Raw genomic sequence first — 15,184 nt, 5'->3', positions numbered from 1 at the left:
TTAAATTATAGGGTTTGTTATAATGGTCTGCATATTCTACTAAAAGCGAGTGATTGATTTGAATTCTACAGAACGTGAATTATTACAACTCATTGAAAAAAATGGACGTCTTGAAACAGCAACAATCGCAAGGTTAATGGGAATTACAGATGATGAAACAAAACAAATACTAGACAAGCTTGAAAAAGAAAAAGTGATTCTAGGCTATTCGGCCATTATCGACTGGACGAAAGGTACCGAAGACGGTGCTGTAACAGCTATGATCGATGTAAAGGTCACACCAAAACGAGGTGTTGGCTTTGATAAAGTGGCGGAGCGCATTTACCGTTTTCCTGAAGTTAAAGCGGTATATCTCATGTCCGGCGTTTACGATTTGTCAGTATCGATCGAAGGGAAAACGATGGCGGAAGTTGGACGATTTGTTTCGGAAAAACTCTCGACTATCGATTCAGTCATTTCAACAACCACTCATTTCATTTTAAAAAAATACAAACATGACGGCCTTGTATTTAGTGATAATGATGAGGATAAACGAATTGTGGTGTCACCATGATCACTGAACCTACTTCAAAATATCTATCAAATACCGTGCAATCCATTCAGCCGTCTGGTATTCGTCGTTTCTTTGACCTTGCTTCTTCTATGGAAAACGTTATTTCCCTTGGTGTCGGTGAGCCGGATTTCGTTACACCATGGAATGTGATTGAAGCAAGTTATCACTCGTTAGAACAAGGCTATACGGCTTATACAGCTAACGCTGGGTTGTTTGAGCTCCGAAAAGAGATCTCTCGATATATGAAAAGACGTTTTGGTGTTATGTATAGTGCGGAAGAAGAAATAGTCGTTACTGTCGGTGCTTCACAGGCGATTGATATAGCATTGCGAGCGGTCCTTAACCCAGGAGAGGAAGTTATTGTTGTAGAACCAAGTTTTGTCTCCTACGCACCAACGGTTACACTCGCCGGTGGTGTTCCTGTGCCCGTAAATACCTACAGTGAAGATGATTTCAAGCTTCAGCCTGAACAAATCGAAGCGGCTATCACTGACAAAACGAAAGTACTTATGTTGTGCAGTCCGAATAATCCTACAGGCACTGTTTTATCTAAAAGTGATTTGGAGAGGATTGCGGAGGTAGTGGAGAAGCATGATTTGCTCGTTATTTCAGATGAAATATATGCTGAACTTACGTACGATGAACCGTATACGAGTTTTCCTGCAGTGAACAATATGCGTGACCGCACGATTTTGATTTCTGGATTTTCAAAAGCATTTGCTATGACGGGTTGGCGTTTGGGCTTTGCCTGCGGACCTAAAGCTATCTTGCAAGCTATGCTAAAAATCCACCAGTATACGATGATGTGCGCTCCTACAATGGCTCAGCATGCTGCCCTTGAAGCACTCGTTAACGGGCAGAGAGATGTAGTGAAAATGAAAGAAAGCTACCGGCAGCGCCGTAGTTTAGTCATTCATGCTCTAGAAGAGATGGGTTTATCATGCCATGTTCCAGGTGGTGCATTTTATGTATTTCCTTCCATTGAAAAGACAGGACTGTCATCGGAAGAGTTCGCCGAACAGCTTCTGTTGAAAGAACAGGTGGCAGTTGTACCAGGCAGTGTTTTTGGAGAGAGTGGAGAGGGGCATGTTCGCTGTTCCTATGCGACCTCTGTTCAAAAGCTTGAAGAGGCAATGCGCAGAATTGACCGGTTTTTACAAACGTTATAAGCATTTCTTTATCGAAGATGCATTCCTAGCACAAGGAATGCATCTTTTTTAACGAGGTTAACGTCATATTCTTAAACCCTTTAAGAAGGAAATCTACTTAACGATAGGGAAGTATTCGTAAGTTCAAAAAGGAGAGTGAGAGTATGAATTTGTTCAGAACTCAGTATGATTGGGTACGTTCAACGAGAGAGACTCTTTTTCAATATTGCGAGACATTAGATTCAGCTGATTATGAAAAGAAACTTGAAGGATTTAGTGGTGAATCTGTTCTCAGCCTACATGCCCACGTAGCAGGTTGTTATCAAGGATGGCTCGGTGATCGTGCTCTTGGAAAGTCACTTCCAGATATTACGCCCGAGTCCATACATAACGTTCAAGAGATGCGTGAGCTTTTCAGAAAAACAGATGAGTTGGTCTATGAATTTCTCGACAAATTTGAAGACAATTGGGATCACACAATAGAAGTGACGTTTAGAAATGGCAGTCAAGCAGACTTTACAGCATTGTGGTTATTTACGCACACGATGACTCATGAATTCCATCACAAAGGACAGATTGTAAAGATTGGCAGACAACTTGGATACGCCCCGCCAGATACAGATCTCGTTGAGCCTATGATAAAAAATCCGACAAATCATTAGGAGGGTTAGTAACTTGAGCAGAGCCGAATTCTTACTAAAAGTGTTAGATTCCACGTTTGACAAAGAGAGCTGGTACGCGCCGCTCAAACCAGCTATAGAAGGCTTAACGGCGAGGCAAGCGAGCTGGAGACCACCGGGCGAAGCAACGAAATCCATCTGGGAGAACGTCAATCATCTCATTTATTACAAAGAACGACTTGTTGCCACATTGGAAGGACAAGAATGGACGCGAATTGATGGAAACGATACCTTTTTTATCACCAAACAAACAGAAGACGATGATGACTGGTATCTTACCACCAATCGCGCAGAAAGCGTACACAATAAACTAAAAAGATTGCTAAGTGAGATGTGTTCTGAAGAATTAAAAGAGAATGAATTAGAAAGTGATCTAATCGATATCTTTTTACATGATGCTTATCATACCGGTCAGATCATGCAGCTGAGGAAAATGCAGGGATCATGGCCATCACATCGTTAAATCAGAAGAATATTCCTTGAAGTAGGCACATTTATTTAACTAATAAATGTGCTTATTTTTATTGAACACATTTTACTGAAATGATTGACACAAAGGCAGAATAAACATATTATGTAATTAGATAGTTAGACATTTATCTAAATATCTAATAATGGGAAATCATCCTGAGGTGACAAGATGTCTCTTAATGAAGCATTTAAAGCATTATCCGACCCAACCCGAAGACAGATCTTAACGCTGTTAAAAGAAGATGAACTAACCGCAGGAGAGATCGCTTCACATTTTGACATGCAAAAGCCAAGTGTATCTCATCACTTGAAAATCTTAAAGCATGCTTCGTTAATCGATGATGAGAGAAGAGGACAGCATATCTATTATTCTTTAAACACAACAGTGTTTCATGAATTAATGAGCTGGTATTTTACGTTTACAACGAAGGAGGAAAAATGATGAAAAAGTATGGATGGAGTTACCTTCTTATTGCACTTAGTATACTGATCGGTGTATTCGCATATCCTTACCTGCCTGATCAAATGCCGATGCATTGGAACATTCATGGTGAGGTGGATGGATATTGGGATAAGCAATATGCTGCATTCTTTCCACCACTGTTAATGATTGTTTTGATGGCGTTGTTTATCTTCATGCCAAGAATTGATCCGAAGAAAGAAAACTACAAGAAATTTTCTAGCAGTTATACGATTTTTATTACGATTATGAACGTGTTCTTCTTACTTCTCCAATCCATGACCATAAGCTATGGTTTAGGTGTTAATATAGACATCTCATTGGTTGTGAACTTAGGTATCGGGTTACTTTTTATCGTACTCGGAAATTATTTGCCACGAATCAAACACAACTACTTTATCGGAGTACGCACACCGTGGACGCTTGCGAACGAAAAGACATGGAGAAAGACGCACCAATTGAGCGGGAAGCTCTTTGTAGTTGCAGGAATTCTGCTTGTCGCTATCTCCTTTTTGCCAGGCATTTATAAATTTACGGGCATGCTCGTTGTGGTTCTATCAACGGTTCTCATCGCAACCATTGCATCTTATGTTTTTTTCAATCGGTATAAGAATGTAGATAACAACTAGAGTTAGATATTGAAGACATCTTCAAGTGAAGGTGTCTTTTTACATGCTCTTAACGCATTTAGGGGTACATGCATAGAATAAACACATATATGTTTGTTCTAAATTGAACGGTAAAGAGGAGAAGAACATGAACGAACCGAATCATAGCATGCATTGTACGTGCGCGTTATTGAAAACACTGAAAACGGGCACTTCAATTTCCATACTATTAAAAAACACATCCCTTCCCATCGTGATAAACTTTCAAAATTATGATGATCGAACAGGATGTGTTTCAGGAATTTTAAGAGATGGCAGAGTATTTGTCACTAACTGTGATTGTATCGCAGGCATATTTCTTAGCCCGGTTCCGCCACTAGCATGCCAAGTGTTAGCCTATGTTACAAATACAGGTGATAACACAGTATCTGTTATTGATACGGAAACAAATACAACGATTAATACGATATCAGTTGGAGAGTTACCATTACTTGTGGCGCTATCACCTAATGGAAGAAGAGCTTATGTAACTAACTTTACTAGCAATACCGTTTCAGTTATTGATACGCTAACTAATACAGTAATTAAAACTATAGATGTACCTGGAGGTCCCACCGGAGTTGCTGTGACTCCAGATGGAACGACGGTTTACGTCACAAATGCAAATGATGGAACACTTACTGCAATCAGTACAGTCACAAACTCTATAATTAACGTATTTCCCGTAGGAAATGCACCTAGTAATCCAGTTAATATAGCAATTTCTCCTGATAGTCTAACAGCATATGTGACTGATCAAACACAAGGAACACTATCTATTGTTGATCTTGTTACGACCACACAGACAGTTATTACAGTTGGTGCAATTCCTCCTGCTGGTGCTTTTGGGGTTGCAGTAACTCCTAATGGTGCAGAAGTTTATGTTACGAATAGTTTTGAGGGCTCTGTGTCCGCAGTTGATACAACGACACTAGCTGAAACGCTCATACCGGTAGGAATTGTACCAGGAACAAGTGCTCCTTTAGGAATAGCCATTACTTCAGATGGTAGCACTGCTTATGTCGTGAATTTAAGTGATCCATCAATTTCTATCATAGATACAATAACGAAAAGTGAAACGACGTTACTTACGAGTCCTGATTTAGATCTTCCAGCAAATATCGCGATTACTCCAGACGATAAATTTGCCTATATAACTAACAATAATTTTGGTAGTACTACAGTAGTTGTTCTTGATCTTACAACAAATACATTCGTTGGAGAGATCACTGTAGGTCTTGAGCCTTTTGGTATCGCGATCGGTACGGTTTGTCCAAATCAGCTATAATCTGTCACTATAGAACGCTAAAGCCTACAGCACAATCGCCACAGGCTTTTACATATTTAACGGACTTTGTAGTCGTGCTGGGGGCAGGTGGTAACCCACTGGAATCTGAAGCAAACTCGTTCTTTCGTGAGCCCCTAGTTGGAACAAGCCATCATACCAAGGAACATCAAACCCTAGAACAGGATGACCGTTCATGTTTCGTGCAGAGGCAGCGAGAAGTAATTTATGAGATAGGATACCCACTTCCATGTGCTGAATCCGATGCCCTCGATAACCGTACAGTTCCTGGTAGTGGTTGTTGCTGCCGCTAAAATTAAAAGAAAGAGGGATCTGCGCCATGTTCACAAAATCGGAAAGCAGTCCATTTTGTTGAGACATCCGATAATCTCCGTGTGAGATTTGCTTTATCTCATGAGTAGAATTACAGAATTCATACATACCGTTAGAAAGTCCAACTACACCATATGAAGTAAAGCGTAAGGAAACACGGGACGTTAAGAGTGAAAGATCTTGATCAATATCGTTTCGATAGTTACTCATTAAAGTAAGTTCATTTAAAAGGTGTGTTAGAGTTTCGAATTGTAGTGGTTTTAATACAAAATCTTGTCCTGGGGAATATCGATCTTTGCATGTTTTTGAGAACGAATAAGTTAAATCGTTGGTTTGCGGTACCTTTACAAGAGAAGAATCATTATTGATTGAACGCTTTTTATCATTAGTTAAAGCATGCAACATACATGCTTGATTCATTTTGAGCAGCATTGGATAAGGGCGAACAACCTTTGACTTCATGTAATGTTGATGATGTATGGGTTCAAGCTTTTCACATAGTTTTGCTGAGGTAATCTGAACGTCTTTTATATCCTCAAACCATTTCATTTCATTGTCTATGGAGAGAGGCAGAACAGCATACACACTTTCTTCATCCTCATGAACCCCAAGTAGATGGTTGATTGCCCCATCTAAAAATTGATAATAAACGCCAGTCTCGAAATCCTTACGTTTTCCGATTTCTAACATCTGGCCGAGCAAAAAGCCTGCATCGAGTCCTTGAAGACGGTATGAAAAGTTATGATATTTAAAGAAGTTCTTCCAAAAAAAAGTCGATACAAATACAGCTGCAAAACATTTCGACATATTGCAGCGATTTCCTAAAGCATGATCCAAATACTCATCAAAGTTGCCTTCACGCAAACAAATTAACGAATGATGTGCAGCATCGTAATGATAGATGCCAGTGGGTATTTCTTGGAGCTTCAGATACAGATAAACTTCACTCGGATAGAGTGCACCCCCAGAAGGAACGTAGCGTCGATATGTCATCCACGTTTCCACTGAATCGATGGAAAGAAACGACTCGCTCACTTGTGTGATTGCATAGGAATACCAAAGAAATTGACTTAGATCAGCTAGAGTTGGATGAGTACTAGGTGAGTGCGTGTCAGAAAAATTTCTGGTTAATTCAACTTCAGGCAGATCTGTTGTGTACAGTTTATAGGGAAGCGGGGCATCTTCCCAGTTCACTTCCCAATCGGGAGGCGTGATCTTTGCGGTCTCGTAATGAAGGTTGAATAAAAACTTATCGAGGTTCATGTGTACAATGCCCCTTTCTTTCTATCGTACAGTTTTAAGGAAACGGGTGAGGGTGTGGATTCAATTCGTTCGGTGATAACGGTTGTTTCACATATCCGAGCTTCATCGGTACCGTGAGCACGCGGTCCAACCCTTGTAATCGAATAAGATGATGTCCGAACGTCATCGGCAGCATGCCAGGTATGATAACTTTTACACAATGTAGGCCGTTTCGTTTTAATTCTGGTCCAGTTTGATCCACAATGAATACTTCAAGATTTAGTTTCTTAAAGATTTTCAGCACACTATTTAGGTCCTCTAAAAGATTGTCAGTTTGACGAACCGGTTTGAACTCTTCTTCAAAGTCTCGCACCTTCCGCTTATCTAGTAAAAAATATAATCTTTTCTCTGCTTCCTTTAAGCCGTACACCATCGAGTGATCTTCCATATGACGAACTAGACTAGAGTCTTTATACATCTTTTCGTATTTCTTACGGTCTTTCAGAAAGCTTTCTTCCATATTAAGAAGCATGCCAGAAAGCTCTTGAACAGCACCTTTGGCTGCTCTAAGTGGATCAAGATGGGCACCTGCTGCACAGAGCAAATTTAAGCCATCGTTCTTCGTATTCTTTGCCATCGCCCAAATGCTTGGAATTCCGTTTTCAGTAGTAGCATTAAATAATTGAACCTCAAACCCTGTCACATGGAGGATGCGCTGAACCATGAGCTGAAGCTCCCAGTCATCAATTGATTTCATGTCAAGACGCGGAATGGGCAGTTCACCGTACCACGTCATAAGAAACGCATCGCGTTCCACGATCTCGAAGATTCCATACAGAATGGCTTCTTCAAAACTTCCACCAACTGCACAGCCATTTGAAGTCTCATAAACGAAGCCTTCTCCTCCACCCATGCTGTAATAGGCGAACGTTTCAGGTACTAAGGCAGGGCGATTTTCAGATAAGGAATATCCCCACACCCAGTGGATCGGTCGATCTGGATCAAACGGTTGAAATGGAAAATGGTGCTGACTGTATTGTTCCTGTGCATGAGTTCCGATTGATAGGGGATTCATTGCTACATTTTTCACTTTGTTGTATGGTTCGTAAACGATTGTTCGTTTTCCTCGTGGCGCATAACCACAATACCTCTCGAGTCCTTCTAAAATACCCGCTTGTTCACTATGCACATACGAATGTGTCCTGCCGGCATTCAGTTCGTTACCAGAGAGCAAAGGCAGGTTTACAACAGTGTCGGCGAAAGGTGAGATCAAGTCATATCTTTTAAAGTTGAGAAGACCCGTACGATTATCTAAATAATCTCGACTTAATACGTTTTGAAGGTCATCTATCGAACGACAACGATAAACGTCTCGAGAGATTTTCGGACTAGATTGAAGAGAAACCTTAGCATGATCATCGGTATCAAGTAGTATGTCACCACATGTTTCACAATACGGATCTGGTAAAAAGAAATGCTTCGTAAGTTTGAACGTTTGTAGGTTCATCAAGTATACGTGTTCATGGGTGAGAGGAGTACCAACATGCATGAGACGCTCGACCTCATCACAAATGAGGGCTGCTGTCTGGTTGATTGCGAGATTAGTAGCCCAAACATCTCGCGGTAATTCTTCTTTTGAACATTGATAGTCTTTCATGTGAAAATGTTCTCTACGATCTTGACCGGTCATGAAAAATCGTAGATCCGCGCATTGTGAGCAGCCTGGTTGATCTGGCTGAACGAATGGACCAACATGTGCTTCACCAAAGAATACAAATCCTCGCAACCATGGAATATTGCTGTTTCGGAACAATTCTTCTGCTTTAACATGCTGAGCCGGATTCCAGCTATCATGAAGGACTAATGCTAGTTTTTCATTATTGATTTCAACATCTTCCACTGTCTTAAAACGAGAGATGTGATAGGTTTCATATAGTTGTTGGTAGACTTCGTTTGCTAGACTACCATTTCCGATCAAAATGATTTTTTGAGTCATGATTGAACCTCCGAAGAGAGTGTGATTCCAAACATGCCAGAAGTATTTTCGTTCAGAATGGGTTCTGCATGCAGCGTGTAAAACGTTGCGTTGCAGTTGTTGCTCTTTAACGTTTGTAGAGTTGATGCTAATGTTTCTGTTAGTGGTACTTCTTTTGTTTCTGAAAGGGTAATCGTTTGAAGTGCGGTGGTTGAAATGGTATCTGATGACTTTATGCATTTCTTGCTAGATGCTTTTTCTTTATTTTGCCGATCCATTAGAGCTCCTTGAAGTGCGTTTTGTAATGCACGGTTTTCATCTAGACCGATAGAGCCGAAACATTTACCATGCTGCTGAACCCATACCACTGGAAAACCATGAACTTTCTTTCCTAAAAAGAGCTTGATTTCATCACTAAGAGTTGATAGTGCTCCAATCAAAAACGTGGAGTATGAATCTTGAATGGATCTCGGATCAATTTCTGCAGAGACTTGCATTTTTTTATGAGACTTCATAAAAATTTCTTGTAGCTTGTTTTGCAGTGCTCTACACATTCCTTCTGCTGCAGACCGGCCGGTACCAACACTCATATTATGGGGAGAATGATGAAATAACTTCTTCACATACGTTTCAAGTCCAGATAAACCTGCTTCTAGTCGGGCATCTTCGTGTGTTCTGCCTGAGGCTGTGATGAGTTCTGGCTCACTTTCACCGTATGGGTCTGCCACTTTTACTCTGCACTGTGACAGTGGAAGCTGGGATAGATCTTCTTCTTCAAACAAGCGGAATAGTCCGGTTTCCCTTGATGTAATTTGATAAAACAACGAGTGCAGATCAAGTTCTCGGTTGGGTGAATCTTTTAAAAACAAGTGAGGGTCATCGATCTGATCAGCCTTCATTTTTTTGTTTATGAAAGGGTGAGGAGAAACCGGATGCCAGTTTCCTTCTAAGGTTTCCACGTTCAGTTGATAGATAGAGTTTTCAGAATTTTCCTGAACGCCGGTTATCTTTTTGAACAGCATAAAAACAGCAACGTTCGCAAGCAGGCTTGAAGCTGTTCGCGATGATATGGATTTGTTTCCCTCGCTGCGTTTTTTGTTTAAGCGTAAAGAAGCTGTTTTCCAGCATGCTGCAGAATCTGATAAGACAAAAGGACCAACAAAAGCTTGATTATTTTGTAATGTAATAGGTAGAAAAGATATCGATTGTTCCCTGCATATATTTTGAATCATAGAGAGTATGTCTGTGTTCACATCTCCGTTTGCATAAAGAACATAATCAACGTTTGCTAAATCTTCTTTACAGTTGTTTTCATTAAACGGTAAGAGTGTAATGGCCGATTGAGGTTCATTCTTTTTTGCAGCGTTTATTTGTTCTTGCAGTATTTTAGTTTCATTTTGGTTTACCGTACTGTGAAATATTGTGAAAGCAGGAAGTCCTGATTGTAAAAGTGAAGCTGTGAGAGAAGTGAGAAGTGGACCACAGCCTATTAGAGCGACTTTCGATTCACGATAGTTTTGAAAACGATGCGCGCCAGAGTGGCTAAGGTGATCAATAAATTCAATCTGTGAAGCATATTTTTCTAAAAGAGCAGGAGGTAGCTGATGTGGAAGGTCCTGACTTGTATCGCGAACAAAACCATTTTTGTATAACACTTCAGCGATCTTAAAGACTTGCTCTTTATATGGATCAGGCAGCCCGTCCGTAATTTCCTCCATGGACCGGTTACCATCTAACATAGGAATTAATTTTTGCAGCCATTGCTCAATCGTATTTCCGTCCATTTGTATAGAAGTCACGTTATTTCGGAGATAAACGCCGCCGTTATTTTGTGGATAGACGAACGTGTCTCGGTTGATTTTCAAACACATCGAGAGAGTGACGCCTGGCATAATACCCCTCCTAACCTAATGCTCATCATCTATACCTATGGATTCTGCTTGTCCGTTATGTCATATGATTAATAAGTAATTGAGTAACGTGAATATAAAACCAATTACCGTGAATAAATTGAATTACCGTGAATATATGTATGTGTGTCATTTTGAAAAATACATTTGTAGGAATTGTCCACTTGAGGTAGACGAAACCATGATTGTAACAGCGTGAAAAATTAAATAGAGGACTGATGCTCAAAAACTTGAGCAAAGCCCCCTGAAATTCTTCGAACAATGCATCTATCTGATTATCTGCCTCCGCAACGTCCGCCACATCCGCCACAGCGTCCACCGCAACCACCACAACGTCCTGCGCAGCCTCCGCAACCGCCACAGCCTCCACAACGACCAGCACAACCGCCGCACCCAGCGCATCCGACGCAACCTGCGCAACCTCCACAAAAGTTAAAACAGATTCCGATTACACAGCCTGGAACGATAAGACGAGGGTCTTGTGCTTGCTGTTCTTGGGGATGATGTGGCTGACCGCCACTAACTTGAAAGTCTCCAGTACTTAATCCATCCAAATTCCATTGGTGTTTATTGTCCAATACAAACACCTCCTTGTTTTTTGTCAGATCTAGAACGAGTAGAGAATCTCTGCTCAAATTCCTCATAATAAAATATGGATACAGTCTGTCCACCGTTACAGGATTGGGTGCTGGAAATAGAAACAGCCTGTGTTTTTGGGAAAACACAGGCTAGGAGTAAATTAAAATGATCATAAAGTGATGGGAAAAGATTTGCTTGAAGTCACTTTTTGCTTTTTGAAGAGAACAGTAAGTTGTAACTAGAAGAAAATGTGTAATTATGCTCCATTTTAGTGGCTTGTTCTTATCAACAATACATACCATGTAGGGTATTCAACCACTTTATTCAAGAAATTTATAGCGTGAATCCATAAATTTCGTCAATAATTCCACAAGTTTGAATAATAATTCCACAAGTTTCAATCGTTTATCGACGAGTTGCTAAATCTCGACAAATTTCGCATAAATTATACCCCTTAGCTAAAGCACTTAGTCACGCTATTCCCAACCCTTGCGATTGGAGAATGTTTCATAATCACAACCCGTTTCATATTCGAAGTCTTTACCTGTGCGAAGCTCATACGCTTCAGAAGCTAGATCTAGTAGGGGCTCACACGTATCGTTTTCAGGCATATGTATAGGGTTCTGTAATACCGATTCATAAAAGTCTCTTCCTTTGGTAATGACAGCGCATCGAAAATATAAAAATAAATCGACCGAAAAATGCTCATTTTCGTCCTTATAGGAATAAACTCCAATGTTTCGTGCGTGTTCTTCTGTATCTAATTGAAAGAGTTTATAAGACAAGGTTTCTTCAAACTGCTTAATATTCCGTACACCTAGTCCTGCTAACTTCTGAATGGCTTCTTCTGTATCCTCACCATCTACTAAAGAGATGATAAACCAAAACATCTCTTCACTCATCATTTTCTTAGGTGCTTGAACTTCAGCGAGTGATTCTCTCGCCATTCGTTCTTTATCTTCCTGCATCTCTTTTTCAAAGTTTTCTCGATCATGTTTCCAGCGCCATTCATAATAAGCTTCTATTCCCGTTTCTTTATCCCAAACGCCACTATAACCGGGAAAGCGACGTTCTTCTTTCATCTGAATATGACCAATAAAAATTAACTCTTTAGGTGGTTTACAATCAACAATCGATCCCGCCTTTTGTCCATCAAAGAAAAATCGATTTTGGACTAGTGTTTGTTTTAATTTTTCATCATCAATGGTAGGAAGTCTATCACTAATATAGGGAGTGGTTACGAGAGTTGTAGATCGATTTTGTCTATCAATAATTCTGATTGCTCCATAGCGGCCATCTGGTAACTTGACGGCATAAACATTGCCCACAGAAATCGGAAAATTTTTATTAGATTTAAACATACAAACCTCCAAATGAAACACATTTTATTGTTAAGCCTATTATATATCCATTTCTTCAACTTTGTGGGGGCCCAAAATTGTAAAATCTCTCAACAACCACTCTCACACAACATTTACACCAATCAAACACTATCTAAAAATAGCCTTGCTACTCTTAATCTTGTAACAAACAATCCAACATACATATTACGGAGGGGTAGCAAAATGAGTTCTAAACAAGTGAATCGTCGTGATTTTATTAAGATAGGTGGAGCGAGCACTTTGGCATTAACACTAGGGTCGCTCGGTGATACATCCAACTTATTCACTGAAAAAGCTCATGCAGATCGAAAGGAAGAAAAAGTGTTAAAGTTTCATTCCAATGGCACTTTCAAGGTCGTTCAGTTTAACGATACACAAGACGATGAGCGGATCGACCGTCGTACGATTGAGCTGATGGAAAAAGTGCTAGATGCTGAGAAGCCTGACTTTGTGGTATTGAACGGAGACGTAATTACGGGTGGATGTGACACAGAACTAGAAATGAAACAGGCGATGAACAATGTTGCTGGGCCGATGGAGAAGAGAGGCATTAAGTGGGCCATTACATTCGGAAATCATGATGAAGATTCTACCCCAAAAAGCGGTGTGGATGAGAGTAAGATGCTTGCATTCTACCAATCTTATAAACACAATGTGAACGATAAGGGAGCGAAACACATCACAGGAACTGGGAACATGAACCTTCTTGTTTGGGACACGAAAGGAAAGAAGCCCGCTTTTAATTTCTGGTTGATGGATAGTGGAAGATACGCACCAAAAGAGATTGCGGGTCAAAATTTTGAAGGTTATCCAACATGGGACTGGGTTCGTTTTGATCAAGTCAATTGGTACAATGAAACGTCTCAAAAGATCGAAAACCGTTTTGGATTTAAGGTGCCTTCTCTCATGTTCATACACATTCCGTTATGGGAGCACCGTTATATGTGGTATTCGAGTGTAGATGGCCGAACTGAAGCTGATCATACTCGAGCTAAAAACAAACATCAGATTACAGGTGAGAGAAACGAAGATGAGTGTCCGGGTCCGATCAACTCTGGATTATTCTCAGCGATGCAGCATCGTGGTGATGTAAGAGGAGTCTTTTGTGGACATGACCACATCAACACGTATGCCGGAAACTATTATGGCATTATGTTAGGTTATGGCGGAAGCGCAGGATTTGGAGCGTATGGACTTCCTGGGGTAGAGAAGAATCGCCTCCGTGGTGCGCGTGTCTTTAACTTGGATCTGAATCACGAAAACGTTCTTAAAGAGACACACATGGTGTTTGCAAAAAATTATGGAATTGACTTATCGCCAAACGACCAAAGCATGGAACCGGCTCCTTTACCAGGAGAAAAACAGCCTGCGATGCAATAGTGGAATAACACAAAGAGATAATTATATTTTACTATAATGCTTTTCGTGAGTGGAATTGCCGTAGAAAATCCAGACTATCCACCTATATCTAAGGTCTAGATTATGTTTAATTGATTTAAAGGTAATGCCTTTTTCTTAAGAGATGTTATAAAATTATAACGATTCAAAAAACTACATATTGGAGGATTTAAGCATGTTGAAGAAATCGATGTTGTGTTCGTTTATTTTTACTCTGGTGATGTCTTTTGTCGTCGTATCATCTGATGATAATCAAAAGGCATGGGCGCTACCGCCAGGAACGCCTACTAAATCTGCTGCACAATCTCAGTTGAACGCATTAGTGGTTAAGACAGAAGGTTCAATGACTGGCTATTCTCGCGATCTATTTCCACACTGGTCGAGTCAAGGTGGAGGATGTGATACACGTCAAGTTGTTCTTAAGCGTGATGCTGACTCTTTTAGCGGAGATTGTCCAGTAACATCCGGTAGCTGGTACAGCTATTATGATGGTGTAACGATTACGAATCCATCTGACCTTGATATTGATCATGTTGTACCCCTCGCTGAGGCTTGGCGTTCTGGTGCAAGTAGCTGGACAACAGACAAACGTGAGGATTTCGCGAACGATCTTACTGGTCCGCAACTTATTGCCGTGACGGCAAGTTCTAACCGATCAAAAGGTGACCAAGATCCATCAACATGGAAGCCAACTCGGACTGCAGCTGGTTGTGGATACGCAAAATGGTGGATTCAAACAAAGTACAACTGGGGCTTAAATCTTCAATCAGCAGAAAAAACACAACTACAAAGCATGCTTAACACTTGCACGTATTAATCAATTTAGAGTATAAACAATGTACTAACTTGTTTAATGGAAAGGAGCTGCTCCAATGGAAGAGAAATCAACAGTCTTTACGGCAACTCATGGCGTAATGACTACAGAGGTGGGTGTGATCAGCGGAGAGCTCGAGCTTAAGACAAGCTGCAATGAACAAGGTATTCTGAACCTCGCTATCACATACGCGGGGGCAGCAGAGTGGTATACACTACCTGGTGAAGAGTATCAATTGCATGATCCACGAGATCACGAGGTTATTCACCGTATGCTGGCTAAAGTGCTGGAACGTGCTTAGTAAGTT

The 15,184-nt window shown here is 40.6% G+C and carries 14 protein-coding genes and 2 pseudogenes; 11 read left to right on the top strand and 5 right to left on the bottom strand.

Annotated features, from left to right (window positions below; translation table 11 throughout):
* Nucleotides 1-58 precede the first annotated feature (58 nt).
* The 8 genes and pseudogenes from IHV09_RS08295 to IHV09_RS08265 all read left to right on the top strand — a co-directional run bounded on the left by IHV09_RS08295 (nt 59) and on the right by IHV09_RS08265 (nt 5,247).
* A complete protein-coding gene (locus tag IHV09_RS08295) occupies nt 59-553 on the top strand; it encodes an Lrp/AsnC family transcriptional regulator (RefSeq protein ID WP_197264088.1) in 495 nt (164 codons plus the stop codon).
* The gene (locus tag IHV09_RS08290) at nt 550-1,722 is read left to right on the top strand and encodes an aminotransferase (protein ID WP_197264087.1); all 1,173 of its coding nucleotides are present in this window, start codon (nt 550-552) and stop codon (nt 1,720-1,722) included. The genes IHV09_RS08295 and IHV09_RS08290 overlap by 4 nt, the downstream gene beginning before the upstream one ends.
* Nucleotides 1,723-1,865: 143 nt before the next feature.
* Nucleotides 1,866-2,363 (top strand): DinB family protein, encoded by a 498-nt coding sequence (locus tag IHV09_RS08285; RefSeq protein ID WP_197264086.1) that lies wholly within the window; start codon nt 1,866-1,868, stop codon nt 2,361-2,363.
* A gap of 13 nt (nt 2,364-2,376) precedes the next feature.
* Nucleotides 2,377-2,653 (top strand): annotated as a pseudogene (locus IHV09_RS22800) (DinB family protein); the annotation flags it as partial.
* Between the two features lie 89 nt (nt 2,654-2,742).
* A pseudogene (locus tag IHV09_RS22795) lies at nt 2,743-2,844 on the top strand (DinB family protein); the annotation flags it as partial.
* A gap of 177 nt (nt 2,845-3,021) precedes the next feature.
* Nucleotides 3,022-3,294, top strand: coding sequence for an autorepressor SdpR family transcription factor (locus tag IHV09_RS08275; RefSeq protein ID WP_066394788.1), 273 nt, complete (start codon nt 3,022-3,024; stop codon nt 3,292-3,294).
* Nucleotides 3,294-3,941 (top strand): SdpI family protein, encoded by a 648-nt coding sequence (locus IHV09_RS08270; protein ID WP_197264084.1) that lies wholly within the window; start codon nt 3,294-3,296, stop codon nt 3,939-3,941. The genes IHV09_RS08275 and IHV09_RS08270 overlap by 1 nt, the downstream gene beginning before the upstream one ends.
* A gap of 127 nt (nt 3,942-4,068) precedes the next feature.
* Nucleotides 4,069-5,247 (top strand): hypothetical protein, encoded by a 1,179-nt coding sequence (locus IHV09_RS08265; RefSeq protein WP_197264083.1) that lies wholly within the window; start codon nt 4,069-4,071, stop codon nt 5,245-5,247.
* 48 nt (nt 5,248-5,295) lie between these two features.
* On the opposite strand, the gene IHV09_RS08260 is transcribed toward IHV09_RS08265, so the two are convergent.
* From IHV09_RS08260 to IHV09_RS08240, 5 genes are all read right to left on the bottom strand, one after another.
* Nucleotides 5,296-6,840 (bottom strand): SagB family peptide dehydrogenase, encoded by a 1,545-nt coding sequence (locus IHV09_RS08260; protein ID WP_197264082.1) that lies wholly within the window; start codon nt 6,838-6,840, stop codon nt 5,296-5,298.
* A gap of 34 nt (nt 6,841-6,874) precedes the next feature.
* Nucleotides 6,875-8,815: a TOMM precursor leader peptide-binding protein gene (locus IHV09_RS08255; RefSeq protein WP_197264081.1), complete on the bottom strand. Its 1,941-nt coding sequence runs from the start codon at nt 8,813-8,815 to the stop codon at nt 6,875-6,877.
* Nucleotides 8,812-10,686: a bacteriocin maturation protein gene (locus IHV09_RS08250; protein ID WP_197264080.1), complete on the bottom strand. Its 1,875-nt coding sequence runs from the start codon at nt 10,684-10,686 to the stop codon at nt 8,812-8,814. Before IHV09_RS08250 ends, IHV09_RS08255 begins: the two co-directional genes overlap by 4 nt.
* Nucleotides 10,687-10,979: 293 nt before the next feature.
* Complete coding sequence (locus IHV09_RS08245; RefSeq protein WP_197194129.1) at nt 10,980-11,282, bottom strand: hypothetical protein; 303 nt, start codon at nt 11,280-11,282, stop codon at nt 10,980-10,982.
* A 477-nt stretch (nt 11,283-11,759) separates the two neighbouring features.
* On the bottom strand, nt 11,760-12,644 hold the full coding sequence (locus IHV09_RS08240; RefSeq protein ID WP_197264079.1) for a DUF4240 domain-containing protein: 885 nt from the start codon (nt 12,642-12,644) through the stop codon (nt 11,760-11,762).
* Nucleotides 12,645-12,848: 204 nt separating this feature from the next.
* Between IHV09_RS08240 and IHV09_RS08235 the strand changes: the two genes are divergently transcribed.
* The 3 genes from IHV09_RS08235 (at nt 12,849) to IHV09_RS08225 (ending at nt 15,178) form a co-directional block, all read left to right on the top strand.
* Nucleotides 12,849-14,045, top strand: coding sequence for a metallophosphoesterase (locus tag IHV09_RS08235; RefSeq protein WP_197264078.1), 1,197 nt, complete (start codon nt 12,849-12,851; stop codon nt 14,043-14,045).
* 193 nt (nt 14,046-14,238) lie between these two features.
* Entirely contained in the window at nt 14,239-14,880 is a 642-nt protein-coding gene (locus IHV09_RS08230) for an HNH endonuclease family protein (RefSeq protein ID WP_197130073.1), read from the top strand.
* A 55-nt stretch (nt 14,881-14,935) separates the two neighbouring features.
* Nucleotides 14,936-15,178, top strand: a complete 243-nt coding sequence (locus tag IHV09_RS08225; RefSeq protein WP_197130069.1) for a hypothetical protein — start codon at nt 14,936-14,938, stop codon at nt 15,176-15,178.
* The last annotated feature ends 6 nt before the right edge of the window (nt 15,179-15,184 follow it).

It is taken from the genome of Fictibacillus sp. 23RED33, assembly GCF_015903925.1.
Lineage (GTDB): Bacteria > Bacillota > Bacilli > Bacillales > Fictibacillaceae > Fictibacillus > Fictibacillus phosphorivorans.
This window is presented reverse-complemented; position numbering and strand designations above follow the sequence as displayed.

Coding starts and splice junctions, on each gene's coding strand:
- IHV09_RS08290 (WP_197264087.1), top strand. CDS start 550: ATGATCACTGAACCTACTTCAAAATATCTATCAAATACCGTGCAATCC.
- IHV09_RS08285 (WP_197264086.1), top strand. CDS start 1,866: ATGAATTTGTTCAGAACTCAGTATGATTGGGTACGTTCAACGAGAGAG.
- IHV09_RS08275 (WP_066394788.1), top strand. CDS start 3,022: ATGTCTCTTAATGAAGCATTTAAAGCATTATCCGACCCAACCCGAAGA.
- IHV09_RS08270 (WP_197264084.1), top strand. CDS start 3,294: ATGAAAAAGTATGGATGGAGTTACCTTCTTATTGCACTTAGTATACTG.
- IHV09_RS08265 (WP_197264083.1), top strand. CDS start 4,069: ATGAACGAACCGAATCATAGCATGCATTGTACGTGCGCGTTATTGAAA.
- IHV09_RS08260 (WP_197264082.1), bottom strand. CDS start 6,840: ATGAACCTCGATAAGTTTTTATTCAACCTTCATTACGAGACCGCAAAG.
- IHV09_RS08255 (WP_197264081.1), bottom strand. CDS start 8,815: ATGACTCAAAAAATCATTTTGATCGGAAATGGTAGTCTAGCAAACGAA.
- IHV09_RS08250 (WP_197264080.1), bottom strand. CDS start 10,686: ATGCCAGGCGTCACTCTCTCGATGTGTTTGAAAATCAACCGAGACACG.
- IHV09_RS08240 (WP_197264079.1), bottom strand. CDS start 12,644: ATGTTTAAATCTAATAAAAATTTTCCGATTTCTGTGGGCAATGTTTAT.
- IHV09_RS08235 (WP_197264078.1), top strand. CDS start 12,849: ATGAGTTCTAAACAAGTGAATCGTCGTGATTTTATTAAGATAGGTGGA.
- IHV09_RS08230 (WP_197130073.1), top strand. CDS start 14,239: ATGTTGAAGAAATCGATGTTGTGTTCGTTTATTTTTACTCTGGTGATG.
- IHV09_RS08225 (WP_197130069.1), top strand. CDS start 14,936: ATGGAAGAGAAATCAACAGTCTTTACGGCAACTCATGGCGTAATGACT.